Source organism: Amycolatopsis sp. NPDC102389, assembly GCF_044765885.1.
Taxonomy (GTDB): domain Bacteria; phylum Actinomycetota; class Actinomycetes; order Mycobacteriales; family Pseudonocardiaceae; genus Amycolatopsis.
The window spans coordinates 22,933-46,719 of the sequence record NZ_JBIWKX010000006.1; the positions used below are offsets into that span (position 1 = coordinate 22,933).

At 68.9% G+C, this 23,787-nt stretch carries 28 protein-coding genes; 14 read left to right on the plus strand and 14 right to left on the minus strand.

Translation table 11 applies throughout. From position 1 onward, the window contains the following. Positions 1–94 precede the first annotated feature (94 nt). Positions 95–1,258, plus strand: coding sequence for a steroid 3-ketoacyl-CoA thiolase (locus tag ACIRGA_RS07665; RefSeq protein ID WP_400937813.1), 1,164 nt, complete (start codon positions 95–97; stop codon positions 1,256–1,258). Between the two features lie 283 nt (positions 1,259–1,541). Here ACIRGA_RS07665 and ACIRGA_RS07670 read toward each other — a convergent pair whose 3' ends face one another. Both ACIRGA_RS07670 and ACIRGA_RS07675 read right to left on the minus strand, forming a co-directional pair. Further along, positions 1,542–2,027 carry a pyridoxamine 5'-phosphate oxidase family protein gene (locus ACIRGA_RS07670; protein ID WP_400937816.1) on the minus strand — a complete coding sequence of 162 codons (486 nt, stop codon included), beginning with the start codon at positions 2,025–2,027 and terminating at the stop codon, positions 1,542–1,544. 40 nt (positions 2,028–2,067) lie between these two features. Then, positions 2,068–2,913 (minus strand): hypothetical protein, encoded by an 846-nt coding sequence (locus tag ACIRGA_RS07675; RefSeq protein ID WP_400937817.1) that lies wholly within the window; start codon positions 2,911–2,913, stop codon positions 2,068–2,070. Positions 2,914–2,976: 63 nt separating this feature from the next. Between ACIRGA_RS07675 and ACIRGA_RS07680 the strand changes: the two genes are divergently transcribed. Continuing rightward, positions 2,977–3,843 carry a GNAT family N-acetyltransferase gene (locus ACIRGA_RS07680; RefSeq protein ID WP_400937820.1) on the plus strand — a complete coding sequence of 289 codons (867 nt, stop codon included), beginning with the start codon at positions 2,977–2,979 and terminating at the stop codon, positions 3,841–3,843. Between the two features lie 9 nt (positions 3,844–3,852). Here ACIRGA_RS07680 and ACIRGA_RS07685 read toward each other — a convergent pair whose 3' ends face one another. Together ACIRGA_RS07685 and ACIRGA_RS07690 are read right to left on the minus strand one after the other, a co-directional pair. Beyond that, positions 3,853–4,758: an SDR family oxidoreductase gene (locus ACIRGA_RS07685; protein WP_400937822.1), complete on the minus strand. Its 906-nt coding sequence runs from the start codon at positions 4,756–4,758 to the stop codon at positions 3,853–3,855. Beyond that, positions 4,755–5,552, minus strand: coding sequence for an SDR family oxidoreductase (locus ACIRGA_RS07690; RefSeq protein ID WP_400937825.1), 798 nt, complete (start codon positions 5,550–5,552; stop codon positions 4,755–4,757). The genes ACIRGA_RS07685 and ACIRGA_RS07690 overlap by 4 nt, the downstream gene beginning before the upstream one ends. Positions 5,553–5,644: 92 nt before the next feature. Here ACIRGA_RS07690 and ACIRGA_RS07695 point away from each other — a divergent pair, with 92 nt between their 5' ends. Genes ACIRGA_RS07695 through ACIRGA_RS07715 form a run of 5 tightly spaced genes read left to right on the plus strand, consistent with a single transcriptional unit; the run spans position 5,645 to position 9,842 of the window. Then, positions 5,645–6,394 carry an enoyl-CoA hydratase family protein gene (locus ACIRGA_RS07695; RefSeq protein ID WP_400937827.1) on the plus strand — a complete coding sequence of 250 codons (750 nt, stop codon included), beginning with the start codon at positions 5,645–5,647 and terminating at the stop codon, positions 6,392–6,394. After that, the gene (locus ACIRGA_RS07700; RefSeq protein WP_400937829.1) at positions 6,394–7,254 is read left to right on the plus strand and encodes a CoA transferase subunit A; all 861 of its coding nucleotides are present in this window, start codon (positions 6,394–6,396) and stop codon (positions 7,252–7,254) included. The genes ACIRGA_RS07695 and ACIRGA_RS07700 overlap by 1 nt, the downstream gene beginning before the upstream one ends. Beyond that, positions 7,251–7,976: a CoA-transferase subunit beta gene (locus ACIRGA_RS07705; RefSeq protein ID WP_400937830.1), complete on the plus strand. Its 726-nt coding sequence runs from the start codon at positions 7,251–7,253 to the stop codon at positions 7,974–7,976. The genes ACIRGA_RS07700 and ACIRGA_RS07705 overlap by 4 nt, the downstream gene beginning before the upstream one ends. Further along, positions 7,973–9,019: an NAD(P)H-dependent flavin oxidoreductase gene (locus ACIRGA_RS07710; RefSeq protein WP_400937832.1), complete on the plus strand. Its 1,047-nt coding sequence runs from the start codon at positions 7,973–7,975 to the stop codon at positions 9,017–9,019. The genes ACIRGA_RS07705 and ACIRGA_RS07710 overlap by 4 nt, the downstream gene beginning before the upstream one ends. Before the next feature lie 31 nt (positions 9,020–9,050). Next, the gene (locus tag ACIRGA_RS07715; RefSeq protein WP_400937835.1) at positions 9,051–9,842 is read left to right on the plus strand and encodes an alpha/beta fold hydrolase; all 792 of its coding nucleotides are present in this window, start codon (positions 9,051–9,053) and stop codon (positions 9,840–9,842) included. Position 9,843: 1 nt separating this feature from the next. Here ACIRGA_RS07715 and ACIRGA_RS07720 read toward each other — a convergent pair whose 3' ends face one another. Next, complete coding sequence (locus ACIRGA_RS07720) at positions 9,844–10,320, minus strand: DUF2000 domain-containing protein (protein ID WP_400937837.1); 477 nt, start codon at positions 10,318–10,320, stop codon at positions 9,844–9,846. A gap of 103 nt (positions 10,321–10,423) precedes the next feature. Between ACIRGA_RS07720 and ACIRGA_RS07725 the strand changes: the two genes are divergently transcribed. Continuing rightward, positions 10,424–10,891, plus strand: a complete 468-nt coding sequence (locus tag ACIRGA_RS07725) for an Lrp/AsnC family transcriptional regulator (protein WP_016332885.1) — start codon at positions 10,424–10,426, stop codon at positions 10,889–10,891. Here the strand turns inward: ACIRGA_RS07725 and ACIRGA_RS07730 are convergent. The 4 genes from ACIRGA_RS07730 to ACIRGA_RS07745 all read right to left on the minus strand — a co-directional run bounded on the left by ACIRGA_RS07730 (position 10,888) and on the right by ACIRGA_RS07745 (position 14,292). Then, positions 10,888–11,445 carry a sugar O-acetyltransferase gene (locus ACIRGA_RS07730; protein ID WP_005164351.1) on the minus strand — a complete coding sequence of 186 codons (558 nt, stop codon included), beginning with the start codon at positions 11,443–11,445 and terminating at the stop codon, positions 10,888–10,890. The two genes, ACIRGA_RS07725 and ACIRGA_RS07730, sit on opposite strands and share 4 nt — an antisense overlap. Positions 11,446–11,651: 206 nt before the next feature. Beyond that, positions 11,652–12,785 (minus strand): DUF1996 domain-containing protein, encoded by a 1,134-nt coding sequence (locus ACIRGA_RS07735; protein ID WP_400937840.1) that lies wholly within the window; start codon positions 12,783–12,785, stop codon positions 11,652–11,654. Positions 12,786–12,988: 203 nt separating this feature from the next. Further along, positions 12,989–13,744 carry an anti-sigma factor family protein gene (locus ACIRGA_RS07740; RefSeq protein ID WP_400937842.1) on the minus strand — a complete coding sequence of 252 codons (756 nt, stop codon included), beginning with the start codon at positions 13,742–13,744 and terminating at the stop codon, positions 12,989–12,991. Next, positions 13,741–14,292 carry a sigma-70 family RNA polymerase sigma factor gene (locus ACIRGA_RS07745; RefSeq protein WP_034317190.1) on the minus strand — a complete coding sequence of 184 codons (552 nt, stop codon included), beginning with the start codon at positions 14,290–14,292 and terminating at the stop codon, positions 13,741–13,743. Before ACIRGA_RS07745 ends, ACIRGA_RS07740 begins: the two co-directional genes overlap by 4 nt. Before the next feature lie 259 nt (positions 14,293–14,551). Here ACIRGA_RS07745 and ACIRGA_RS07750 point away from each other — a divergent pair, with 259 nt between their 5' ends. The 5 genes from ACIRGA_RS07750 to ACIRGA_RS07770 are packed head-to-tail and all read left to right on the plus strand — an operon-like array spanning position 14,552 to position 18,035. Then, complete coding sequence (locus ACIRGA_RS07750) at positions 14,552–15,112, plus strand: hypothetical protein (RefSeq protein ID WP_400937845.1); 561 nt, start codon at positions 14,552–14,554, stop codon at positions 15,110–15,112. Further along, a complete protein-coding gene (locus tag ACIRGA_RS07755) occupies positions 15,096–15,863 on the plus strand; it encodes a DUF4142 domain-containing protein (RefSeq protein ID WP_400937847.1) in 768 nt (255 codons plus the stop codon). The genes ACIRGA_RS07750 and ACIRGA_RS07755 overlap by 17 nt, the downstream gene beginning before the upstream one ends. Beyond that, entirely contained in the window at positions 15,856–16,461 is a 606-nt protein-coding gene (locus ACIRGA_RS07760; RefSeq protein WP_400937850.1) for a ferric reductase-like transmembrane domain-containing protein, read from the plus strand. The genes ACIRGA_RS07755 and ACIRGA_RS07760 overlap by 8 nt, the downstream gene beginning before the upstream one ends. 19 nt (positions 16,462–16,480) lie before the next feature. Beyond that, positions 16,481–16,717, plus strand: coding sequence for a ferredoxin (locus ACIRGA_RS07765; protein WP_007033644.1), 237 nt, complete (start codon positions 16,481–16,483; stop codon positions 16,715–16,717). Next, the gene (locus ACIRGA_RS07770) at positions 16,710–18,035 is read left to right on the plus strand and encodes an NAD(P)/FAD-dependent oxidoreductase (RefSeq protein ID WP_400937853.1); all 1,326 of its coding nucleotides are present in this window, start codon (positions 16,710–16,712) and stop codon (positions 18,033–18,035) included. Before ACIRGA_RS07765 ends, ACIRGA_RS07770 begins: the two co-directional genes overlap by 8 nt. 401 nt (positions 18,036–18,436) lie before the next feature. On the opposite strand, the gene ACIRGA_RS07775 is transcribed toward ACIRGA_RS07770, so the two are convergent. Beyond that, positions 18,437–18,889, minus strand: coding sequence for a winged helix-turn-helix transcriptional regulator (locus ACIRGA_RS07775; RefSeq protein ID WP_400937855.1), 453 nt, complete (start codon positions 18,887–18,889; stop codon positions 18,437–18,439). 68 nt (positions 18,890–18,957) lie between these two features. Between ACIRGA_RS07775 and ACIRGA_RS07780 the strand changes: the two genes are divergently transcribed. Next, positions 18,958–20,100 carry an MFS transporter gene (locus tag ACIRGA_RS07780; RefSeq protein WP_400937857.1) on the plus strand — a complete coding sequence of 381 codons (1,143 nt, stop codon included), beginning with the start codon at positions 18,958–18,960 and terminating at the stop codon, positions 20,098–20,100. Here ACIRGA_RS07780 and ACIRGA_RS07785 read toward each other — a convergent pair. The 4 genes from ACIRGA_RS07785 to ACIRGA_RS07800 are packed head-to-tail and all read right to left on the minus strand — an operon-like array spanning position 20,084 to position 23,720. Further along, positions 20,084–21,235 (minus strand): acetyl-CoA C-acetyltransferase, encoded by a 1,152-nt coding sequence (locus ACIRGA_RS07785; protein ID WP_400937859.1) that lies wholly within the window; start codon positions 21,233–21,235, stop codon positions 20,084–20,086. The two genes, ACIRGA_RS07780 and ACIRGA_RS07785, sit on opposite strands and share 17 nt — an antisense overlap. Continuing rightward, the gene (locus ACIRGA_RS07790; protein ID WP_400937861.1) at positions 21,228–21,830 is read right to left on the minus strand and encodes a TetR/AcrR family transcriptional regulator; all 603 of its coding nucleotides are present in this window, start codon (positions 21,828–21,830) and stop codon (positions 21,228–21,230) included. Before ACIRGA_RS07790 ends, ACIRGA_RS07785 begins: the two co-directional genes overlap by 8 nt. A 7-nt stretch (positions 21,831–21,837) precedes the next feature. After that, positions 21,838–22,605, minus strand: coding sequence for an SDR family oxidoreductase (locus tag ACIRGA_RS07795; protein WP_400937864.1), 768 nt, complete (start codon positions 22,603–22,605; stop codon positions 21,838–21,840). Next, positions 22,602–23,720 (minus strand): acyl-CoA dehydrogenase family protein, encoded by a 1,119-nt coding sequence (locus ACIRGA_RS07800; RefSeq protein ID WP_400937866.1) that lies wholly within the window; start codon positions 23,718–23,720, stop codon positions 22,602–22,604. The genes ACIRGA_RS07795 and ACIRGA_RS07800 overlap by 4 nt, the downstream gene beginning before the upstream one ends. Positions 23,721–23,787: the final 67 nt, after the last annotated feature.

A 23,787-nucleotide genomic window follows, 5' to 3' on the forward strand; every position in this document is an offset into this window, starting at 1 on the left:
GTGATCAAAATCCGGCGAACCCTGGGACGGCTTGCTCAAATCAAGAACGTGTTCTACTTTTCGAGTAGTGAACAGTGTTTTCCAGGAGGCGAACGTGGGTAGTCCGGTGATCGTCGAGGCGGTCCGCACCCCTATCGGCAAGCGCAGGGGCCACCTGGCGGGGCTGCACGCCGCCGAGATCCTCGGCGCGGCGCAGCGCGCCCTGCTCGACCGCGCGGGGCTGGATGCCGCGCTCGTCGAACAGGCGATCGGCGGTGCCGTGACCCAGGCGGGCGAGCAGGCGGGCAACGTCACGCGCACGGCATGGCTGCACGCCGGGCTTCCGGAGACGACGGGCGCGACCACCCTCGACGCCCAGTGCGGCTCGGCGCAGCAGGCGACCCATCTGATCGCCGGGCTCATCGCGGCAGGCGCGATCGACGCCGGCGTCTCGTGCGGCGTCGAGGCGATGAGCCGGGTCCCGCTGGGCGCGAACCGCGGCGAGGGCGTCGGCACGCCGAGGCCCCAGTCGTGGTCGATCGACATGCCGAACCAGTACGGCGCGGCCGAGCGGATCGCGGAACGCCGCGGGATCACCCGCCACGACGTCGACCGGTTCGGGACGGAGTCCCAGGCCAAGGCCGCCGCCGCGTGGGCCGCCGGGCACTTCGACCGCGAGGTCGCCGCGGTGAAGGCACCCGTGCTCGGCGAGGACGGCACGCCGACCGGCGAGACCCGGCTGGTGTCGCGCGACCAAGGACTTCGCGAGACGACCGTCGAAGGCCTCTCCAAGCTCAAGCCCGTCCTCGAAGGCGGCGTGCACACGGCCGGGACCTCGTCGCAGATCTCCGACGGCGCGGCCGCGCTCCTCCTGATGGACTCGGACCGGGCCAAGGCGCTGGGCCTCAAGCCACGAGCCCGCATCGTCTCGCAGGCGTTGGTCGGCGCGGAGCCGTACTACCACCTCGACGGCCCCGTGCAGGCGACCGAACGCGTCCTCGCCAAGGCGGGGATGACGATCGGCGACCTCGACCTCTTCGAAGTCAACGAGGCGTTCGCTTCGGTCGTGTTGTCGTGGCAGCGGGTGCACCGGCCCGACGAGGCCAAGGTCAACGTGAACGGTGGCGCGATCGCGCTCGGGCATCCCGTCGGCAGCACCGGCGCTCGCCTGCTGACCACGGCGTTGCACGAACTGGAACGCCGTGACGCGAGCACCGCGCTGGTCACGATGTGCGCCGGTGGCGCGCTTTCCACCGGCACGATCATCGAACGGATCTAGCGTCGCGTGATCCTGCTGGAGTACTCGGGCTTTCTGACGCGGTCACGGGCCGCGGCGGCGTAAGGCAAGCAGGTTCACGCGACACCGGGTGCCGAGCCCAGGCGACTCCTTCACTCGGGGTGAGGGGTGTGTGGGAATAGGGACGTTCACTGTCTCTATTTCCACACAGTGCTCGTGACCGGACCGGTCACCCACGACTGTGTGGATTTCTGGTCATCTGACGCCCCAAAATCCACACAGTCGACGACCGCGACGCACCACTGCCCTTGTCTGCCTTGCGCGTCTAGCCCACGCCCACCTCGACCACCGGGCCGTTGTCCGGCCTAGCGAGCCTCTTGAGTCCCTGGCCCTCCTTCCAGAAGTCGAAATAGATGGTGTTGCCCTCGACCCAGGTCAGCACCGCCTCGGTGAGGTCGAGCCGGAAGACGTGCGCCTCCCCGTCGTCGCCCTGCAGGCGGGCGACCTCCGCCGGATCGGTGATCTCGACGGCCCTTCCTGACACCTTCGCGTCCGCGCCGCCCTCGTCGATCGCCGAGGCGGCGTGGATCGCGAACCTGCCGTCGTGCCGCAGATCCTTCGCCTTCATCGCGCCGATCATCGAACCGATCAGCAGGTCCTGCTCACGGAAATCGACCTCACTGCCACTGACCCGGGGCGAACCGTCCCGCCGGACGGTCGCCAGCACATGCGACTTCGCCGCGGTGAACCGCTCTTTGATCTTGGCCGCCAGCGCGGGTGCGTCTTCACTGAACTGCTGCCACGTCGCCATGCGGAACAGCATCCCACCGGGGTCCGACAGTTTCGAGCGGTCAGGGCCGCGGCGCCCCCATCGGGTTCGGCAGCGGGATCGCGCCGGCGTCGAAGATCCGGCGGCTCAGCGGGACGGCGATCCGCAGCACCTCGGTGGCACCGTCCTCGCCCAACGCGTCGAGCGGGCCGGCGGCGAGGCGGTCGGTCTCGTCCTCGATCCGTTGGCGCAGCGCGATTCCCGCGTCGGTGAGCTTCAGATCGCCGTCGAGGACGCCCAGCCCGGACAGCCGCGCGACACTCTCGTCCCATTCGTCGTCGGACCAGCCACGGTTGATTTGGATGACCTCGCGGGTCACCGCCCCGCTGCCGATGTGGGTCAGCGTGGTGTCGAGCCCGCGCAGTCCGGCGGCGACCGCGGCCAGCACGTGACCGTCCCCGCGATGCTCGCGCAACACCGTCGCCGCGAGCCAGACCCGGCCCGCCGGCGTCGCGGGCCTGGCGACCGAGGACCAAGCGGCGGCGAGCGGCCTGGCCGCGTAGTCGCAGCCTGCGACAGCCTGTTCGAGCAGATCGGCGAGTTCCCCGAGAGGCGCGTCGGCGGGCAGGATCCGGTTCAGGGCCTCCTCGACGGCGTCCATCCGGCTCTGGAGGACGACGGCCGGTTCGGCGTACTTCCACGCGTCGGGCAGGGAACGCGCGACCATCCTCGGGGCGAACCCGAACAGCATCGCGGTCGCGGGCGGCTCCGGCAACGGTCCGAGCGGCGCGACCCGACCGGCGAAGTAGCCCATCCACCAGCCCGGCAAGCCTGCCGCCTTGGCCGCGGCCGCCGTCTCCGGGGCGAAGTAGACGACGGCGTGCAGCGGTTCGACCGCTTCCCAGAGAAGGCGCTGAAGTGACTTCACTCCCCCATCTTGCCCCGCCGAAAACCAGATGCGCGCTCTCTCTGTGTGGTGTGTGATCACGACATGGTGATCAGCTTGGAGAAGCCGGGACTCGACGGACTGAACGAGGCCGTGGAGGCGCTGCGGGAGTGGCAATCCGAAGGCGTGGCTTGGCAACTGCATCCCGGTGACCTCGGCTGGTTCTGGCGTTCGGGGGCGGAGGCGACGGCCGCGGCGGTCCGGATCTGGCGCCGGGACGGGCGGATTCTCGCCGTCGGGCTCCTCGACGGAGACGACGTCCTGCGGCTCACGACCGCGCCGGACGTCCGCCGGGACGAGGACCTGGCGCGCCGGCTGGCCGAAGACGTGATCGCGCCGGAACGCGGTGTGCTCCCGCCGGGCGAGGTGTCCGTCGAAGCGCCGAAGGACGCTCTGCTCCAGGAACTGCTGCCCGGGCACGGCTGGCACGCCGGCGAACCGTGGACCCCGCTGCGCCGCGATCTCACCGAACCGGTGAAGGCCCCGGACCTGCGGATCGAGACGATCGGACCGGACGACTGCCACGTGTGGGCCGACGTGATGCGAGAGGTGTTCGACGGCTCGACGTTCACCCCCGAGAAGTGGCGCACGATGGCGACCGGTGCGCCGTACGCCGACTCCCGGTACCTGGTCGGGTATGACGGGCGGGGTGACGCCGTCGCGGCGGTCGCCGTGTGGTCGGCCGGTCCCGGCAAGCCCGGGATACTCGAGCCGATGGGCGTGCACCGGGACCATCGGGGGCACGGTCATGGCCGCGCGATCACCGTCGCCGCGGCGGCCGCGCTCCAGGAGCTCGGCTCGTCCAGCGCGGGCGTGAACACGCCGAGTTCCAACATCGCCGCCGTCACGACCTACGAATCGGGCGGGTTCCAGCGGCTTCCGGAGGTCCAGGACCTGACCCGGGACGCCTGAGCTGAAGACCTAAGCGCCGTATACGGGTTCGGGCACGGGAGCTTCCGCCAGCAACTCCGCCACGACAGGGCCGAGCTCGGCCGGTGACCACCGGGATCCCTTGTCCCGCACCGTGCCGTGCCGCCAGCCCTGTGCGATCGAGACACGTCCGCCGTCGACCTCGAACACCCGGCCGGTGACCGCGGACGACTCCTCGCTGCCGAGCCACACCACCAGCGGCGACACGTTTTCCGGTGCCATGGCGTCGAAACCGGCCTCCGGCGCGGCCATGTCGTCGGCGAAGGCCACTTCGGTCATCCGGGTCCGGGCGGCCGGGGCGATCGCGTTCACGGTGACGCCGTAGCGCGCGAATTCGGTCGCCGCGACCAGCGTGAGACCCAGGATGCCGGACTTCGCGGCCGCGTAGTTCCCTTGTCCGACACTGCCGAGCAGGCCGGCCCCGGAGCTGGTGTTGATCACCCGTGCGGCCCGCGTGCGGCCCGCCTTCGCCTCGGCTCGCCAGTATTCGGCGGCGTGGCGCGTCGGCGCGAAATGCCCCTTCAGGTGAACGCGGATGACCGCGTCCCATTCGTCCTCGCCGAGGTTGACGAGCATCCGGTCGCGCAGGAAACCCGCGTTGTTGACCAGGACGTCCAGCCCGCCGAAAGTCTCCACGGCCGTCCGTACCAGTGCCGCGGCACCGTCCCAGGAGGCGATGTCGTCGGTGTTCGCCACCGCTTTGCCGCCGAGCGCCTCGATCTCGTCGACGACGTCCTGGGCGGGCCCGGCCGACCCGCCGCTTCCGTCGATCCCGGCGCCGAGGTCGTTCACCACCACCAGCGCGCCCTCGGCGGCGAACGCGAGCGCGTGCGCCCGTCCGATACCGCGACCGGCGCCGGTCACCACCACGATCCGGCCGTCGGCGATCCCGCTCACACCGGCTCCTTTCGTTCTTTCACCAGGGAATTGGAAGCGGCGAGGAAGGCAGGCACTTCTCCCCCGCCGTGGACGGTCAGGCAGGCACCGCTGACATAGGAGGCCAGCGGGGACGCCAGGAACACCGCGCAGGAACCGATCTCGTCGGGCTCGGCCAACCGTCCTAACGGGACTGTCGCGCCCACCGCCTCGATTCCCGCTTCGTCGCCGTAGTGCAGATGCGAGTGCTCCGTCCGCACCATGCCGACGTCGAGCCCGTTGACCCGCACCTTCGGCGCCCATTCGACGGCGAGCGACGCGGTCAGGTTGTCGAGGCCCGCTTTCGCCGCACCGTAGGACGCCGTACCTGGCGACGGTCTCGTCGCACTGACGCTGCTGATGTTCACGATGACACCGCCGCTTTCCTGCTCCTGCATGACGGCGTTCGCCGCACGGGCGACGGACAGCGGCGCCAGCAGGTTCAGCGCGACGATCTTCTCGTGGAACCGCGGTGACGCGGTCGCCGCCTCGGCGTACGGCGCGCCGCCCGCGTTGTTGACCACGACGTCGATCCTGCCGTGGCGCCGGACGATCTCATCGACGAGCGCGTCGACTTCTCCCGTGTCGCGGACGTCGCAGGAGATGAAGGTCGACGCCTTGTCCCCGGCGCACACCGGCCGCTCGGGTTCGGTGCGGGCGCAGGTGACGACTTCGGCGCCGGCGCGCAGGAAAGTCCTGGTGACACCGGCGCCGACGCCGCGGACCCCACCGGTCACCAGCACCACGGCGCCGTCGAGCCGGAGTTCGAGTGCCATGCCGGGCCTCCTTCACGGTCGCTGTACCCGGGCCGGACGTCCTGCTAACGTACCAAGCAAGTGCTAGGTTTGGTAGCGGCGAAGGGTGCACGATGGCCATTTCCACCCACTCACCGGAGCCCGGCATCGCCGTGGTCACGGTCGACGCGCCCCCGGTGAACGCGCTGAGCGTGAAGGGATGGTTCGCCCTCGCCTCCGCCGTCACCGACGCCGGACGCGATCCCGAGACCCACGTGGTGGTGCTGCGCGCGGAGGGCCGCGGGTTCAACGCCGGCGTCGACATCAAGGAGATCCAGCGCGATCCGGGGTACGGCGCGCTGATCGGCGCGAACGAAGGCTGCGCGGCGGCGTTCTCCGCGGTGTACGACTGCGCGGTCCCGGTGATCGCCGCGGTACAGGGTTTCTGCCTCGGCGGCGGGGTCGGCCTGGTCGGCAACGCGGACGTGGTGATCGCCAGTGAGGACGCGACCTTCGGGCTCCCCGAGGTCGATCGCGGCGCGCTGGGCGCGGCGACCCATCTCGCGCGCCTGGTCCCCCAGCATCTGATGCGGGCCTTGTACTACACGGCCTCCACGATCACCGCGGCCCAGCTGCACCACCACGGTTCGGTGTACGCCGTGGTGCCACGGGAGGAACTCGACGAGACCGCGCTCGGTGTCGCACGACAGATCGCGGCGAAGGACACCCGCGTGATCCGCGCCGCGAAACAGGCCATCAACGGCATCGACGTCCAGCCCGTGCACCGCAGCTACCGCTTCGAGCAGGGATTCACCTTCGAACTCAACCTGGCGGGCGTCTCGGACGGCGCGCGCCAGGAGTTCTTGGACGGTAAGGGGAAGTGATGGCCGACAAGCGGATGACGCCGGACGAGATCGCCGCCGAACTCGAGGACGGCATGACGATCGGGATCGGCGGCTGGGGCTCGCGGCGCAAGCCGATGGCGCTGGTGCGCGCGATCCTGCGGTCGCCGGTCAAGGATCTCACCGTGGTCTCCTACGGCGGTCCGGACGTCGGGCTGCTGGCCTCGGCGGGCAAGATCAAGCATCTCGTCTTCGGCTTCGTCACCCTGGATTCCATCCCCTACGACCCGTGGTTCTCCCGGGCGAGGGAATCCGGTTCGATCACCGTCACGGAATACGACGAAGGCGTGTTCGGGACCGGGCTTTCCGCTGCCGCGCAACGACTTCCGTTCCTTCCGACGCGGGCGGGTCTCGGCTCCGGCGTGATGGACCTGAACCCGTCGCTGCGCACCGTCCGTTCGCCGTACGACGACGCCGAAGAGCTGCTGGCCGTGCCCGCGCTCGAGCTCGACGCCGCGTTCGTCCACCTCAACCGCGCCGACGCGCGGGGCAACGCGCAGTATCTCGGACCGGATCCGTACTTCGACGAACTGTTCGCGCTCGCCGCCGGCAAGTGTTACGTGTCCACGGAAAAGATCGTGGACACGGCCGAGCTCACCGAAGCGGGCCCGGTGCAGAGCCTGCTGCTGAGCCGAATGCTCGTCACCGGGGTGGCCGAAACCCCGAACGGCGCGCATTTCACCACCGCCGTCCCGGACTACGGCCGCGACGAACGTTTCCAGCGTCACTACGCCGAATCGGCCAAGGATCTCGACGCGTGGCCGAAGTTCGTCGACAGGTTCCTGTCCGGGGACGAAGCGCGGTACCAGAAGGCCGTCGCCGAATTCGGGGAGTCCGCGTGAGTGACATCAGCCGTGCCGAAGTGGCCGTCGTGGCCTGCGCCGAATTGTTCCGCGGTGACGGTGAGATCGTGGTGAGCCCCATGGGTTTCATCCCGTCGCTGGGCGCCCGGCTCGCCAGGCTGACCTTCGAGCCGGACATCCTGCTGTCCGACGGCGAGGCGTACCTGATGACCCCGGACGCCGTCGTCGAAGGCTGGCAACCGTTCCGCAAGGTCCTCGACACCGTGGTACCGCGCGGGAAGCGACATGTGGTGATGGGCGCCAACCAGATCGACGGCGAGGGGAACCAGAACATCTCGGCGATCGGTGCGCATTCCCGGCCCAAGAAACAACTTCTGGGCGTTCGAGGCGGGCCGGGCAACACGGCCAATCACCGCACGAGCTACTGGGTTCCCAGGCACGGCAAGCGGGTGTTCGTCGATCAGGTCGACGTCGTGTCCGGCGTCGGCTACGCCAGGGCGCGTGAAGCCGGCTTGCGGCATCACGACGTCCATCGGGTCGTCACGAACCTCGGTGTCCTGGACTTCGGCGGCGAAGACCACGCGCCGAGGCTGCTTTCCGTGCATCCGGGGGTTTCCGTGGACGAGGTCGTCGAGGCGACGTCGTTCCCGCTGATCACCGATGGGGTCACGGAATCCCGGCTGCCGACCGAATCCGAACTGCTCCTGATCCGCACCAGCCTGGACCCGAAGTCCTTGCGGGACAAGGAAGTCCCGTCGTGAAGACGGCGCTGACCGAACTGGCCGGGATCCGGCACCCGATCGTGCAGACCGGGATGGGCTGGGTCGCCGGGCCGCGCCTGGTGTCCGCGACGGCCGAAGCAGGCGGCCTCGGCATCCTCGCGTCCGCCACGATGACCTACGACGAACTGGCGGCGGCCATCAAGGAGGTCAAGAGCCGCACGTCTCAGCCGTTCGGCGTCAACCTCCGCGCGGACGCCGAAGACGCCACGCGCCGGGTCGAACTGCTCATCACCGAGGAAGTCCGCGTCGCGTCCTTCGCGCTCGCGCCGAAGAAGGACATGATCGCGCGGCTCAAGGACAACGGCGTCCTCGTCGTGCCTTCGGTCGGCGCGGCCAGGCACGCGGAGAAGGTCGCTGGCTGGGGCGCGGACGCCGTCATCGTGCAGGGCGGCGAGGGCGGCGGGCACACCGGCGGGGTCGCGACGACGCTGCTGCTGCCCTCGGTGCTCGACGCGGTCGACATCCCGGTGGTCGCGGCGGGCGGCTTCTTCGACGGCCGGGGGCTGGCCGCCGCGCTCGCCTACGGGGCGGCCGGGGTCGCCATGGGCACCCGGTTCCTCCTGACGAGGGAAAGCACCGTCCCCGACGAGATCAAGCAGGCGTACCTCGCCCGTGACCTCAACGGCACCGTCGTCACCCGGAAGGTGGACGGCATGCCGCATCGTGTGCTCCGGACGGAGCTGGTCGACGCGCTGGAGTCCGCCGGTCCGGTGAGCGGTCTCGCCCGGGCCGCCCGCAACGCCGCGAAGTTCCGGAAACTGACCGGGCTGTCGTGGCGTTCGCTGGCCACCGAAGGGCTGCGGATGAAACGCGGCGGCGATCGGACGTGGTCGCAGGTCCTGATGGCCGCCAACACGCCGATGTTGCTGCGCGCCGGCCTGGTCGAGGGCGACCGGAGCGCCGGCGTGCTGGCGTCCGGGCAGGTCGTCGGCCTGCTCGACGATCTGCCCGCGGTCGGCGACCTGATCGAGACGATCGTCGCCGACGCCACCGGCATCCTGCGGCGGCTGGCCTCGGAGTGAGGGGCCGGGCGCGCTGTGCTTGACTTCGGCCATGATCTCGGAGAGTCGTTGTCCGGTCGAGGACGGTGAGCTGTACGTCCGCAGCACCGGCGAAGGGCCGCTTCTGCTCCTGATCGCGGGCGGGCTGGGCTCGGCGGACACCTTCCGGGCGATGACGAAGCTGCTCGCGGACGACTACACCGTCGTCACCTACGACCGGCGCGGCCACTTCCGCAGCACGGACTCCAGCACCGGCCCGGTCAGCGTGCCGAAACAGGCCGACGACGCCCACGCGGTGCTCCAGCACGTCGGCGGCGGGCCCGCGAGTGTGTTCGGGACCAGCGCGGGCGCCATGATCGGCCTCGACCTCGTCGCCCGCTACCCCGACGCGGCGACGATGCTCATCGCGCACGAGCCGCCCGCCATCCAGCTGCTGCCCGACGCGCTCGGCTGGCTCGACGAGGCCAACGCGCAGGTCCGGCTCGCGCAGGCGGGCGACCTGATGGGGGCGTTCAAGCGGTTCACCGACGGGATCGCCGGCGCCGCGCTGCCCGAACTGCGCGCGATCCGGCTGCCGAACGAGGAGGACTGGAAGCGGCTGTTCGGCCGCGAGCTGGCCGAGATCCTCGACTACCTTCCCGATCTGCGGGCCCTGCGGCGGAGCAGGACCGAGATCGTCCCCGTCGCGGGGGTCGGCAGCCGCGGGCACTACCACTACCAGCCCGCGAAGGTCCTCGCGCTGGAACTGGGGTTGCCGTTCACGGAGGTACCCGGCGCGCATCTGGCACCGCAACGGAACCCCGCCCAGTTCACCGAAGCGCTGCGCGGCCTGCTCGAAGGCTGAGTCACGGCATCAGCGGCAGCTTCCCGACCAGCTTGTCGATCCGGTTGCGCGGGCCGACGATGCCGATCGCGCAGTAGTCCATCTCCTCGGTCGGGATCTCCTTCATAGTCGCGAGGAAATCGGTGTACACCCGGATCTGCTGGGCGACGGCGGGCATGTCGGCGACGTGGCAGCCCGGCGAAGCCGCCGCCTTGGCACGGATGGCGCGCAGCTTGTCGGCGTCGGCAGACAGGATCGAGCAGCCGATCCAGGGCAAACCCGTGTAGTGCTCGCCGCCGGCGTCGACCGCTTCGTCACCGAGGAGACCGGTGACGCCCCGCGCGGTGGCGACGGCGGTGCAGACCGCCGCGTTGACCGCGCGGCCGGGCGGCAGTTCGCTGTTGACCACGATGACCCATTTCAACCGGGCGGACCGGGTGGACGTGGTGAGGTCGATTTCGTCCGGGGCGAATCCGATGGCCGTACCGTACTCGGACATTCAGCTGATCTCCTGCTCACTTCAACGGATGAACAGGGCCAAGCTAAGAGGACATACGAGTACAGTCCACCTCGTTCGTACTTAATACGGCGGGAGGCCTTGGATGGCGCGACTGGACGAACTTGATAAGGCGATCTTGGCGCAATTGCAGTCGGACGCACGGAAGACCAACCGCGAAGTGGCCGCCGCGGTGGGCGTTTCGCCGACGACCGCGCTGGACCGCACCCGCGCGCTGCGGGAACGCGGCGTGATCCGCGGCGCACTACTGGACGTGGACCTGCCGTCGATCGGCCGTGGGGTGCAGGCGCTCATCGCGGTGCGGGTGCGCCCGCCCTCGCGGCGGAACATCGAAGGCTTCCGGAACTGGGTCAACGCGCTGCCCGACCTCGTCGGGCTCTACGTGACCACCGGGACCGAGGACTTCATCCTGCATGTCGCGGTCCCCGACAACGACGCCCTCTACGCCTTCGTGATCGACAAGCTGACCGAACGTCCCGAGGTGGCCGACGTGCGCACGTCCATGGTCTTCGAGCACAGCAGGCGCACCAAGATCACGCCGGTGGACCGCTAGAGCTCCCGGATGACGCGGGCCGGGTTACCCGCGGCGAACACCTTCGACGGCAGGTCACGCGTGACGACACTGCCCGCGCCCACGACCGTGTCGTCCCCGATGGTGACCCCGGCGCACACGATGACCCCGCCGCCGAACCAGACGTTGTCGCCGATGGTGATCGGCGCCGCCGACTCCCAGCGCTGCCGCCGCAGCTCGTGGTCCTCCATGGGGTGCAACGCGGTCAGCAGCTGGCAGCGCGGCCCGATCGAGCAGTCCGAGCCGATCTTGATCGGCGCGCAGTCGAGCAGGATGGCGTCGTAGTTGAGGAAACTGTTGGCGCCGATCTCGATCAGGTAGCCGTAGTCGCACTGGAACCGCGGCATGATCCAGGAACCTTCGCCGAGCTTTCCCAGCAGCTCGCGCAAAATCGTGTCCCGCTCACCGGTCTCCTCGGCGCCCGTGCCGTTGAACCGGTCGACGAGCGCCTGCGCGCGCCTGCGGTCCGCGACCAGTTCGGGGTCGTTGTCCCGGTACAACTCGCCGCGCAGCATGCGGTCCTTCTGCTCACCCATGTCGCCAACCTACCGAAAGACCCTGCCGGTGGGCTTCCTCGGGAAGCCCACCGGCAGGGCTGGGTGAATGCTTGCGGACCGTTTTCAGTTGTGTCGATCGGTTTCCGGGTAGGGCCGGCCCGGCGGGTGGGTGAGGTGTAGGGGGGACCCGCCGGGCCGGAGCTTCTTCCTTTCTCTTCGCAGGTTCCTGCTTCCGTTTCAGGGCGTCATTCGCGGCACTTGCGGCCTTCGTTGACGCAGCCGACGAGGCGATCCATGACCCGGTCCGGCATCACGTTCGCGAAATCGTCGTGATCGGAGAAGGGGTTGTGGTCTTCCTCGGGGAACGAGTCCACTTTGTACTGTCCGTCGACCTGGATCTGGCGTGGGATCCGGTAGGTCAAGGAGATGGTCAGCTCCGGAACGGCGGTCAGGCCGTTCGCGCACTCGCCGTTCTCGTCGGGGTACTTGATGTGGTCCCGGTGGTTTTCGCTGTCGATGTCGTTCCCGTCGAGACAGCTCGGGAACGTGTGCACCCGTTTGACGTCACTGCCCTCGGGACAGATCGGGTACTGCTTGATGACCCTGTCCTCGAAGCCGGTGCACGTCCAGCTCTCCCGCGCGTTGGCAGGGCCGTTCGTGGTGACTTTCGCGTCACCGTAAAGGATCCGGAGGAACTTCGGCATCTCCTTCACCTTCTCGCGGGCGTTGCCCTTGAAGGTGATGTCGACGGACGCGGGGCGCTGGATCTCACCGTCGTTGCCGGCGAGTTCGTTGTCCGCGTTCGGTTCTTCCAGCTGAGCCTGGTCGTTCTGGTTGTCCTGATCCTGGTTGTTCTGGTCCCGGCCCTGCCGGTCGCCGTCCTGCCGTCGATTCCGATCGCCGTCACGGTTCTGCTGCTGTCCGCCTTCGTCTTCGGTGTCGATCCGCACCACCGGCCAGAAGTACGCCGACTCGTCGCCGTTCGCACAGGTGGTACCGGCGCCCAGCAGGCTGTCGTTGTCCGAATCCGCGTTCGTGGAAAGGTTTCCGACGTAGTCGTGCAGATGCTGGGCGCCATTGCGGATACCCGGCTGCGCGATGAAGTTGTCGGGATTGAAATGCCCGTTCTCGTTCTTGCCGCAGTCGACGGTGAACGAACCGGTGGACGCGTTCCGGCCCGGCCTCGGCTTGTCGACGTTCGGCCGCACCTTCGTGATGTCCACGAACTGCGACTTGTCCACCTCGTCCGCGGAGGCGCGCTCGGGGTCGCCGGTCGTGGTGGACACCACCAACCCGCCGACCGCGATCGACAGGCCCAGCAACGCGGTCGCGATCTTGGTCCTGCGGGCGATACGATGGCGCCCTTGATTTCGTGCCATTGGCTGCTCACCTCATTCGTTTCCGGGCGCGCCGATCACTCGCACCCGGGGCATGAGCCACGCATTTGTCGAATACGGGGATAACCGAATTCGCGGCGAACCCTTCTGTTCGCCGTCCGATTCAGATCCGGCTAACAGGAGATACGGCTCCCATGAGGCAGCGGTTCAAAACGCGATCCGGCCGTTATCTTTCCGTTATAAGACTAGCGGCGTACGACGGCCAGCACGGTGCCGTCCTGCTTGTGGACCTCGAAACGTTCGATGTCGGCCTTCTGCAACGCCGTCGAACCGGTGACGACGAGGGGGTCCGGGGAGCCGGGGACGCCATACCCCTTGGACGGCACGCTCCAGTTGTTGACGACGTAGGCCTCTCCGCCGTGGGAGTAGGCGAAAAGCTGGCAGGTCATCGGACCAGTGAGGCCGCGCAGTTCGAGCTCGACGGCGCTGCCCCACTCCTTTTCCTGCACGGTGACCTCGGCCGCGACGGCGTTGCCCGCCTCGGACCAGCCGAACGGGGCCGCGCCGCCGTCCGGGCCCGACTCGCGTTCCCGGGACGACAACGGAGACGGCGCCACCGACGTCACGACGGAGGGCGCGGCCTGCGTGACGACCGGCTCACGATCGGTGAGCGAAAGAACGGTGAGCGGTCCGCCGACGACGAGCACGAGCACGGCGGCCGCCGTCGCCAGCCGGATGACCTTGCGCCGTCGGCCCGCCTTGGCGGCGTCCGCGAGCAGCATCCGCAGCACCCGCGGGCCCGGGCCCTTCACGGGCGGGTCCGGCCAGCTCTTCTTGACCATGTCCAGGATGTCGGGCAGGTGGTACATCTCCACCAGCTCGACCTGACAGTCGGGACACTCCAGCAGATGCGCCTCGAACCTGGCGTGATCCTCCTCGCCGAGGACGCCCAGCACGTAGGCGGCGATATCCGTGTGGACGGCTCCGGACACCTCGCTCACCCCCGCTCCTGCAGCGCCCTGCGCAGCGCGCGCACAGCGTGGTGGATCCGCGATTTCACCGTACCCGGCGGAACCCCGAGCGTCGCCGCGACCTCGTTCACGGTGCGGTCACGCAGGTAGGTCTGCTGGACGGCTTCACGTTGTTCCGGGGAAAGATTGCGCAGGGCCTCGTAAACGATCATGGCCGCGAGCGTCTTCTCCGATTCGTCCGGTACTCCGATCGAATCCGACTCCAGTTCCTCCACCTCTTGAGGGCGGGCGCTCCGGCTCCGCCAGCCGTCGATGACGATGCGCCTGGCCACGGTGAACAGCCACGCGCGCAGCATTTCCGGCTGCCGGTCGAGTTTGCCGGCGTTGCGCCACGCCTTGATGAGCGTCTCCTGGACCACGTCCTCGGCCCACTGACGATCGTGGCCGGTCAGCTTCAGCACGAACGCCATCAGGCTCGATCCGAACTCCTGGTACAACGCCCTGATGAGGTCGTCATGCCCGTTCGACGCGGGTTCATGATCGACAATTGGCTGCAGTATCCGAGAGTGGCGTCCCACGCGGCACATCCTTGTGGGATCAGGGGCGATAAGTCCAGTACCAAAACCATTCCCGCCCGGTTCTCCGAGCGAGTGAAAGTTTTTTGAACCGTTCCCCGCTCGTGACCGTATCCCCTACCGAAGACCCCGACCCGGCGCTGTCCCCCCGCACCGCCGGCTCCACTGTGGATCATGACTGTCCACAGTGGAATTGAACCTGCCTGCACACCATCTCCCCGCGGTGATGGCGTTCTCCTCTGGCCCCGACAGGAGGATTTCCGTGAACCCCAAGTCACGCTCGGTCATACCTCTGCCCCTCATCCTGGCCGCTGTCGCGCTGACCGCCGCCTGCACCACCGGTACCGCGGGACCGAACGGCTCTCCGGGAGCCGCTTCCACCGCCGGCGCGGCGCGCATGCCCGGCCTGCCCGACCCCGCGGCCGAGCCCGCCCCCGGTGTCACGGCGGCGATCCTGTTCGACCTCGGGCCGATCGTCACCGACACAGGAGGCTTCACGCTGTACCGCTACGACAAGGACACGGTGAATCCGCCCAAGTCGAATTGCACCGAAACCTGTTCGCGGACCTGGATTCCCGCCAAGGCGGGCGCCGACCTCGTGGTGACCGGGATCGATCGCGCTCTGGTCGGCACCGTGACCAGGGACGACGGCACCGAGCAGATCACGCTCGCGGGCTGGCCGCTCTACCGCAACGCCAAGGACGCGATGCCCGGCAACACCGGCGGGCAAGGCGCCGACGACGCGTGGTTCCCCGCCAAGCCGGACGGGACGAAAGTGCTGCTCACCGCCGACACCTGGCAGGCCGATGACCTCGGCATCTGACATCCCCAGACTCGTTCGCCCGCTGTTCGTCCTGCTGACGGCGGCCGTGGTGAGCCTTTTCGGCCCGGTAGGCGACGCGCACGCCCAAGAACTCTCGGCCGCGGACAAGAACCTGATCGTCAACGTCAAACTGGCCGGGCTGTGGGAAATGCCGGCCGGGATGTGGGCGCAGGAACGCGGGAAGAGCAAGCGGACCCGCGAAGTCGGCCGGACGTTGATGATCGACCACGGCAGGCTCGACACCGCGACGCACGCCATCGCCGACCGGTTCGGCGTCGCCCTCCCGTCGGAGCCGTCCGATCAGCAGTCCGCGTGGCTCGGCGAGATGAAGGCCGCCCGCGACGACACCGAGTTCGACCGGATCTTCGCCAACCGGCTCCGGTACGCGCACGGCGTGCTGTTCCCCATCATCGCGCAGGTCAGGGCCGGTACCCGCAACGACGTCGTCCGCGACTACGCCACCACGGCCAACCAGGCGGTGCTGCGGCATATGGCGCTGCTGGAGAGCACCGGTCTCGTCGACCAGTCGCTGATGCCGGAAGCCCCGGTGCCGCAGTCGAATTCGGCCAACGCGGCGATGGACGTCGGCTTCGGCGACTTCGCGCTCGGCCTGCTGCTCGCGGTGGGGCTCGGCGGCGGACTGTTCATCGCCGTACGCGCCCTGCGCGGCAAGAACACCCGGACCCGCGAACGCGCGGCCGCCGCCGAACCGGATCCGGTTCCCAGCGCCCCAGGAGAGATCAATGTATGACCAGTGGTCCGAGGTGGTGATCGTGCTGACCCAGAAAGCCGACACCGACCCCGGCATCAAGGGCATGGCGCAGACCTCCGCCCGGATCTCGTACGGCTTCATGTGCCTCACCCTGTGCTGGGGCGTGCTCACCGCGACCGGCTGGATCAAGTCGCTGACCGGGCGGAAGGCGCTGCGGAACTCGCATATGGTGCTCGGCGTCCTGACGCTGTCGTTCGGCGTCGTGCACGCCATGTCGTTCCTGTTCCTGCCCGACGGCTTCACCCTGGCGCAGATCTCGATCCCGCTCCTGCCCGGCACACTGGCGCGGCACGAACTCGGCGTCCTCGGGCTCGAGGTCATGATCGCCGTCGCGCTGACCGGCGGTATCAGCCGGTTCAGTTCCTATCGGCGCTTTCTGTGGATCCACCGGCTCGCCTATCCGGCGGTCGCGATCACCGCGCTGCATTCGTTCTTCGGCGCCATGGCGAACGGGCATCTAGGCCTGCTGTGGTTCGGCGGGATCACGCTGATGGTCCCCGTTGTGCTGCTGACCGCGCTGCGGTTCACGCCGACCCGGTACCTGGAACGGCTGGGCCTGGTCGAAGAACTGGTCTGAAGACTTGGAGAGACGAAAAATGATCTTCGGAAGCATTCGGCGCGGCACCCGCGTCAGCGTCGACAACGAGCGGTGCGAGATCTTCGGCTTCTGCGAGATGGAGGCGCCGTCCACCTTCAAGATCGGGCCGGACGGCAAGCTCCGCATCCGCCGGATGGTCGACCGGGACGGGCTGGACCAGGCCATCTCGGCCGCCCGGCTCTGTCCGAAACAAGCCATCAGAGTCAAGGGAGAAGGAGCGTACGACGATGAGTGACGGAGATCGGATCGTCATCGTCGGCGCGGGCGTCGCCGGGCTCCGCTCCGCCGAACGGTTGCGGGAACTCGGTTTCGACGGCGAGATCGTGCTGGTCGGCGACGAGCCGAGGAAGCCGTACCACCGGCCGATGGTGTCGAAGGAACTCATCACCGGCGGGGTGAAACCGGTGGCCGCGAGCCTGGAGCCGTACCTCGACCTGGACGTCCACTGGCGGCTCGGCACCCGCGCGACCTGGCTCGACAGCAAGGAACGCACGGTGCACCTGCCGGGCGGGGAATCCCTTTGGTACGACGGATTGATCATCGCGACCGGCGTCTACCCCCGGCATCTGCCCGGCTCGCCACGCCACGACCCCCGGGTCCGGGTGCTGCGCACCGTGGAGGATTCACTGGCCGTCCGGCGGGCCTTGGGCAACAGCAACAAGTCCGTCGTGGTGATCGGCAGCGGCCTGATCGGGAACGAGTTCGCCGCGTCGATGCGGTACATGGGCCGCGACGTCACGCTCATCGGCCACGCGAAGGCGCCTTTGCACCGCTTCGGGGAGCGGATCGCGTCGGCGCTCACCAAGGAGCATCAGCATCATCGCGCCAAGCTGGCGATGAACACCGAGGTGCGGAACTGGATCAGCACCAAGGAGACGGTCGGCCTGCACCTGACCAACAACCAGTTCCTGGTGGCCAGCTGCGTGGTGCTCTCGATCGGCAGCGTGCCGGCCGTGGACTGGCTGCGCGGGTCGGAGCTGACCATCGACGACGGCGTGCTGTGCGAAGCGACCCTGTTCGCCACCGGGGCGGAGGACGTCGTGGTCGCCGGCGACGTCGCGAAATGGCCGAACCTGCGGATCGACGAGACCCCGCGGCGGGTCGAGCATTGGATGAACGGCGTCGAATCCGGGCGCGCCGCGGCGGAAAGCCTGATGCTGGGCCGGGGCAACGCGCGGCCGTACACGCCGCTCCCCCGCGCCTGGTCGTCCCTCTACGACGCGCGGCTGCAGACCGTCGGGATGCCCTCGCTGGGCAAGGACACGATCGAACTTTCCGACGGGGTCACCGGTTTCGTCCGCGACGGCAGGCTGATCGGCGCGGCGGGCTGGGACCGGCCGAAGGCGATGATCCACTGGACCGCCGAACTCGACCGGCGGCTGCCGGTGCCCGAACCGGTGTTCCCCACCGCCCCCGCCGAACCCTCGTTCGCGGCGGCGCCGATCGGCGAGGACATCCTCGCGCCGTTCGAGCGGGACTTCCTGTCCGAGACGCCGACCGAGGCCGTCCCCGCACCGGAAAGGATGCCCTGGGCTCGCGTTCCCGCCGGGTGACCCGGGATCGCGATCGGACCGGGGCCGCGCGCGGCGGCCGCGGTCCCCTCAGGTGGCGGTGGGCTGCCGGGCCTCCGCACCCACCGCCACCCCCTGGGGACGCCGGGAGGTACCGGACCGACGGTGATTCGGGCTCCGTCGGATACCGCCCTCCGGGCTCCCCACCTCCGGTCGGGGCCCTTCCAGGCTTGACTCACCTGGGAGGGCCCCGATCCATGCGATGACCACCGCCCCCCTTCCGCGTGCTCGAAGGCGTAACTCGCGTGCTCGAAGGCGTGACTCGCGTGCTTGGAGACGTAACTCGGGTGTGCGGCTTCTAATCACGCGAGATACGTCTCCAAGCACGCGAGATACGTCGCTGATCACGCGAGATCGCCGATCCCGCCCGAAGGCGACATGGTTCACGAGGACGGTGGCTTCACCACCACGGTGTCCTCCGGCCCGACCACACGCCCGTCCGAAGCCCGGACTTCCAGCTCCCGCAACGGAAGCCCGCCGTCGCGGTCCACCAGTTCCGACCGAGGTTCCCCGTCGGCGAAGAAATGCGCCTCTCCCCATTGCCGCAACGCGACGATCACCGGGAACAGGTCTCGCCCCTTCGACGTCAAGACGTACTCGCTGTACGTGCTCCCATCCGAAGCCGGGACCACGTCGAGCACACCGTGCCCGACGAGCGCCCGCAGCCGGGCGGACAGGATGTTCTTCGCGACGCCCAGGCTGCGCTGGAACTCCCCGAAGCGGCGAACGCCGTCGAAGGCGTCGCGCACGATCAAGAGTGACCACCAGTCGCCGATCGTGTCGACCGAGCGCGCCACCGGGCAGGAGGCTTCGTCGAACGTCGTCCGCTTCACCATGGTTGCATCTTACAACCACGATGCTCTACCGTCCGAGTGGTAGCAACTTGAAACCATCTGGAGGGTTCGTGCACCGCGGGGTCGTCCTGTTGTTCGCCGTGGCCGCCGGGACGGCCGTCGCCACGATCTACTTCGCCCAGCCGTTGCTCGTCACCATGGGCGCCGATCTCGGCATCGCCTCCTCGACCGTGGGCGGCATCGTCACGCTCACCCAGTTCGGCTACGGCCTCGGCCTGTTCCTCCTGGTCCCGCTCGGCGACCTGCTCGAACGGCGGCGGCTCGTCGCCGGTCTGCTGGTCCTGCTGGCGATCGCCGAACTGGTCGCCGCGACCGCCACGAACGGCGTGGTGCTGCTCGCCGGGATGGCGGCGATCGGCGTGCTCGCGGTGGTCACCCAGCTCCTGGTCGCGTTCGCCGCGTCGCTGGCCGCCACCGCCGAACGCGGTCGCGTGGTCGGTCTCGTGACGACCGGTGTCGTCCTCGGGATCCTGCTCGCGCGCACGGTGTCCGGCACGCTGGCCGACCTCGCCGGCTGGCGCGCGGTGTACGTCGCGTCCGCGGCCGTGACCGTGCTGATCGCGCTCGTGCTGTATCGCGTGCTTCCCGCGACAGCTCCGGGAAAGGCCATGAGCTACCGGCGGTTGCTGCGGTCCACGTTGTCCCTCTTCACCGAGGAGCCCGTCTTCCGGACGCGCGGGATACTCGCGCTGCTGATTTTCGCCGCGTTCGGCACGTTGTGGAGCTCGGTCGCCTTGCCGCTCAGCGAGGACGGCCTGTCGCATACCGCCATCGGCGCGTTCGGGCTGGCCGGCGCCGCGGGCGCGCTGGCGGCGGCACCCGCGGGACGGCTCGCCGATCGCGGCCGGGCGCGGTGGACGACCGGGTTCGCGCTCGGGTTGCTGCTGCTTTCCTGGCTGCCCTTGGGTTTCACCCGCGCGTCACTGTGGGCACTGGTGGCGGGCGCGATCCTGCTCGACCTCGCCGTCCAGGCCGTCCACGTCACGAGCCAGACCCTGATCTACCCGCTCCGGCCGGACGCCGGAAGCAGGTTGATCGGCGGGTACATGATCTTCTACTCCGTCGGCAGCGGCCTGGGCGCCATCGGCTCGACCGCGGTTTACGCCGTCGCGGGCTGGACCGGTGTTTGCCTGCTGGGCGCGACATTCAGCGCGTCGGCGCTCGGGGTGTGGGGCATCAAAGCCGCTCGATGATCGTGACGTTCGCCGTCCCGCCGCCCTCGCACATCGTCTGCAGCCCGTAGCGGCCGCCGCGCCGCTCGAGTTCGTGCAGCAGGGTCGCGAACAGTTTCGTGCCGGTCGCCCCGATGGGATGGCCGAGCGCGATCCCGCCGCCGTTGACGTTGACGCGCTCCGGATCGGCGCCCGTCTCCTCGATCCACGCCAGGACGACACTCGCGAACGCCTCGTTGACCTCGAACAGGTCGATGTCGTCGATGCTCAGCCCGGTCTTCCGCAACGCGTGCGCGGTCGCCGGGATGGGCCCGGTCAGCATCCACACGGGATCGGCCGCCCGCACGGAAAGATGATGGATCCTGGCGCGCGGGGTGAGACCGTGCTCCTCCACGAACTTCTCCGACGCGATGAGTGTCGCGCTGGCACCGTCCGAGATCTGGCTGGCCACGGCCGCGGTGATCCGCGAACCCTCGCTCAGCGGCTTCAGCCCGGCCATCCGTTCCAGACTGGTGTCGCGCCTGGGCCCCTCGTCCAGGGCGGCACCGGCGAACGGTGCGATCTCGGCGGCGAACCGGCCTTCGTCGATGGCCGCGATCGCCCGCTGATGGCTGCGGAAGGCGAACTCCTCCATCGCCTCACGGGTCAGATCCCAGTGCTCGGCGATCATGTCGGCACTGCGGAACTGCGAAACCTCGACGCTCCCGTACCGCTCCTGCCAGCCCTTCGAACCGGAAAACGGGTCTTCGAAGCCGTACTCGCGCCCGGCCAGCATCGCGGCGCTGATCGGGATGGCGCTCATGTTCTGCACGCCGCCGGCGAGGACGAGATCCATCGTCCCGGACAGCACCGCCTGCGCGGCGAAATGCACGGCCTGCTGGCTCGAACCGCACTGCCGGTCGATCGTCACACCCGGCACGTGGTGCCCGAACCCCGCCGCGAGCCACGCCGTGCGCGCGATGTTCCCGGACTGCGGCCCGAGCGTGTCGCAACAGCCGAGGATGACGTCGTCGACCAGATCGGCCTTGACGCCGGCTCGTTCGACGACCGCCTGGATCACGTGGGCGCCGAGGTCGGCGGAGTGGACGCCGCTGAGCACTCCCCCTCGTTTGCCGACGGGGGTCCGGACCGCGTCCAGGACATAAGCTTCAGCCACGCCGCCTCCTCTTGGTCGCGATACCGTCCAGCAGGATCCCGAGGTACTGCTGAGCGACGTCGTCCGCGCTCAGCGTGCCGCCGGGGTTGTACCAGCGCACCGCCACCCAGACGGTGTCGCGGATGAACCGGTAGGTGAGTTCGACGTCGAGGTCCTCGCGGAACACGCCGGCCGCGATGCCGTCGGTGAGGATCCCGTTCCACAGCTTGCGGAATTCGGTGTTGCGGTCGTTGAGGTAGCCGAACCGCGGCAACTGCATCAGATGCTTCGCCTCGGACTGGTAAATCGCCACCTCGGCGGGCCGCCGGTGAATGGATTCGAACGACGCCACGACGACGGCTTCGAGCGTTTCCCTCGGGCCTTTCCCTTCCGCGACGATCTCGGCGTAGGCGCCGAAGAGTTCGTCGAGGAATCCGGTGAGGATCTCGTCTGCCATCGACTCCTTCGAGTCGAAATGGTGGTACAGGCTGCCCGAAAGGATGCCCGCCGCGTCCGCGATGTCCCGCACGGTGGTGGAGACGTAACCGCGCTCGGCGAACAGCTTCGCCGCCAGGGCGAGCAGTTCGGCGCGGCGGGACCCTGGACTGGACTTCATCGATACCTCACGCGTGCTGGGAGCTGACAGAGACGACCTCGCCGGTGAGGTACGACGAGTACTCACTGGCGAGGAACACCATCACATTCGCCACTTCCCAGGGTTCCGCCGCCCTCCCCGAGACCTCGCGCGCGGTGAGCTCGGTGAGCAGTTCCTCGCTGGTCACCTTGGCCAGGAACGGATGCATCGCCAGGCTGGGCGCGACCGCGTTGACGCGGATGCCGTGTTCGGCGACGTCGACGGCCGCACACCGGGTGAGCGCCATGACGCCCGCCTTCGCGGCCGCGTAGTGCGCTTGTCCTGCTTGCGCGCGCCAGCCGATCACGGACGCGTTGTTGACGATCACCCCGCCGTCGCCCTGGGCGATGAACCGGTTCACCGCGGCCCTCGTCGCACGGAACGTGCCGTTGAGGGTCACGTCGATGACCCGCGCCCACTCTTCGTCCGCCATGTCCACAATGGACTTCGTACCACCGAGCCCGGCATTGTTGATGAGCACGTCGATCCGGCCGTAGTGTTCGGCGGCTCCGTCGATGAGCGCCTGGACTTGTTCTTCTTGTGTGACGTCACAGGGAATCGCGTGGACGTCCCCGAGCTCGGCCGCCTTCTCGCCGAGGCGCCGCTCGTGCCAGTCGCTGATCACGACCCGGGCGCCCTCCTCGAGCGCGCGCCGCGCCACCGCGGAACCGATCCCGGTGCCGGCCGCCGCCGTCACCACGACCACCTTGTCCCGCAGGAGGTTCGCCCCCTCGGGGTACTTCGGTACCGGAATCACGGTCGCACCTCCCGTGGCAGGCCGAGCACTCGCTCGGCGATGACGTTGCGCTGGATTTCGTTGGAGCCGCCGTAGATCGTGTCGGCCCGGGTGAACAGGAAGAGCCGTTGCCAGGGGTCGAGGCCGTCTTCGGCCAGCATGCCGCGCGCGCCGCGGACGAGCATCGCCAGCTCCCCCAGGTCCCGATGCCAGTTCGCCCAGACCAGTTTGGACACTTCCGCCACACCCGGCGACGAGTCGCCGAGGGTGCGGATCGCCTGTGCCCGCATGACCTCCAGGCCGACCCAGGCGCGGTCGATCCGTTCGGCGATCACCGGATCGTCCGGCGCGATGCGGGTGAGTTCTTCGAGTTCCCGGCGGAAGCCGACCTGCTGCCCGAGCGTCGCGACGCCGCGCTCGAACGCGAGGGTGCCCATGGCCACCCGCCAGCCGTCGCCGGGTTCGCCGACCACGAGGTCTTTCGCCGTGCGGGCGCCGTCGAAGAAGACTTCGTTGAACTCGGACGTCCCGGTGAGCTGCCGGATCGGGCGGACCTCGACGCCGGGCTGCCGCATCGGGACGAGCAAATAGGACAGTCCTTTGTGGCGTTTCGAGCCGGGCTCGGTGCGGGCCAGCACGAAACACCAGTCGGCCACATGCGCGAGTGACGTCCACACCTTCTGGCCGTGCAGCACCCACTCGTCACCTTCGAGGGTCGCCGTGGTCGACACGGCGGCGAGGTCGGATCCGGCGCCGGGTTCGGAATAGCCCTGGCACCACAGTTCTTCGACGGCCACGATCGGCGGCAGGAACCGCTTCTGTTGTTCCGGCGTGCCGAACGCGATCAGGGTCGGGCCGAGGAGTTCCTGCGCCAGGTGGCTCACTCTCGCCGGCGCGTTCGCTCGCGCGTATTCCTCGTGGAAGACGACCTGCTGTTCGAGGGTCGCGCCCTGGCCACCGTGCTCGACCGGCCAGCCGACGCAGGTCCAGCCCGCCGCCGCGAGCCGCCGCTCCCACTCCACCCGTTCGTCGAAGGCCTCGTGCTCCCGCCCCGGACCGCCCAAACCGCGCAGTTCCGGCGGCAGGTTGTCCGCCAGCCAGGTGCGCACACGCTCACGGAAACCGTCCTGAGCCACGCCTGCCTCCTCTAGCCAAACCAGAGCCTGCTGCGTAGGCTACCCTACCAAGCACTTGCTAGGGAGA

What these genes read in the sequence shown, in the direction of transcription:
- ACIRGA_RS07715 (WP_400937835.1), top strand. Translation starts at nt 9,051, where the DNA reads ATGATCTCGGAGAGTCGTTGTCCGGTCGAGGACGGTGAGCTGTACGTC.
- ACIRGA_RS07680 (WP_400937820.1), top strand. Translation starts at nt 2,977, where the DNA reads ATGGTGATCAGCTTGGAGAAGCCGGGACTCGACGGACTGAACGAGGCC.
- ACIRGA_RS07775 (WP_400937855.1), bottom strand. Translation starts at nt 18,889, where the DNA reads ATGGTGAAGCGGACGACGTTCGACGAAGCCTCCTGCCCGGTGGCGCGC.
- ACIRGA_RS07760 (WP_400937850.1), top strand. Translation starts at nt 15,856, where the DNA reads ATGTATGACCAGTGGTCCGAGGTGGTGATCGTGCTGACCCAGAAAGCC.
- ACIRGA_RS07735 (WP_400937840.1), bottom strand. Translation starts at nt 12,785, where the DNA reads ATGGCACGAAATCAAGGGCGCCATCGTATCGCCCGCAGGACCAAGATC.
- ACIRGA_RS07690 (WP_400937825.1), bottom strand. Translation starts at nt 5,552, where the DNA reads ATGGCACTCGAACTCCGGCTCGACGGCGCCGTGGTGCTGGTGACCGGT.
- ACIRGA_RS07725 (WP_016332885.1), top strand. Translation starts at nt 10,424, where the DNA reads ATGGCGCGACTGGACGAACTTGATAAGGCGATCTTGGCGCAATTGCAG.
- ACIRGA_RS07720 (WP_400937837.1), bottom strand. Translation starts at nt 10,320, where the DNA reads ATGTCCGAGTACGGTACGGCCATCGGATTCGCCCCGGACGAAATCGAC.
- ACIRGA_RS07770 (WP_400937853.1), top strand. Translation starts at nt 16,710, where the DNA reads ATGAGTGACGGAGATCGGATCGTCATCGTCGGCGCGGGCGTCGCCGGG.
- ACIRGA_RS07765 (WP_007033644.1), top strand. Translation starts at nt 16,481, where the DNA reads ATGATCTTCGGAAGCATTCGGCGCGGCACCCGCGTCAGCGTCGACAAC.
- ACIRGA_RS07790 (WP_400937861.1), bottom strand. Translation starts at nt 21,830, where the DNA reads ATGAAGTCCAGTCCAGGGTCCCGCCGCGCCGAACTGCTCGCCCTGGCG.
- ACIRGA_RS07670 (WP_400937816.1), bottom strand. Translation starts at nt 2,027, where the DNA reads ATGGCGACGTGGCAGCAGTTCAGTGAAGACGCACCCGCGCTGGCGGCC.
- ACIRGA_RS07755 (WP_400937847.1), top strand. Translation starts at nt 15,096, where the DNA reads ATGACCTCGGCATCTGACATCCCCAGACTCGTTCGCCCGCTGTTCGTC.
- ACIRGA_RS07695 (WP_400937827.1), top strand. Translation starts at nt 5,645, where the DNA reads ATGGCCATTTCCACCCACTCACCGGAGCCCGGCATCGCCGTGGTCACG.
- ACIRGA_RS07700 (WP_400937829.1), top strand. Translation starts at nt 6,394, where the DNA reads ATGGCCGACAAGCGGATGACGCCGGACGAGATCGCCGCCGAACTCGAG.
- ACIRGA_RS07730 (WP_005164351.1), bottom strand. Translation starts at nt 11,445, where the DNA reads ATGGGTGAGCAGAAGGACCGCATGCTGCGCGGCGAGTTGTACCGGGAC.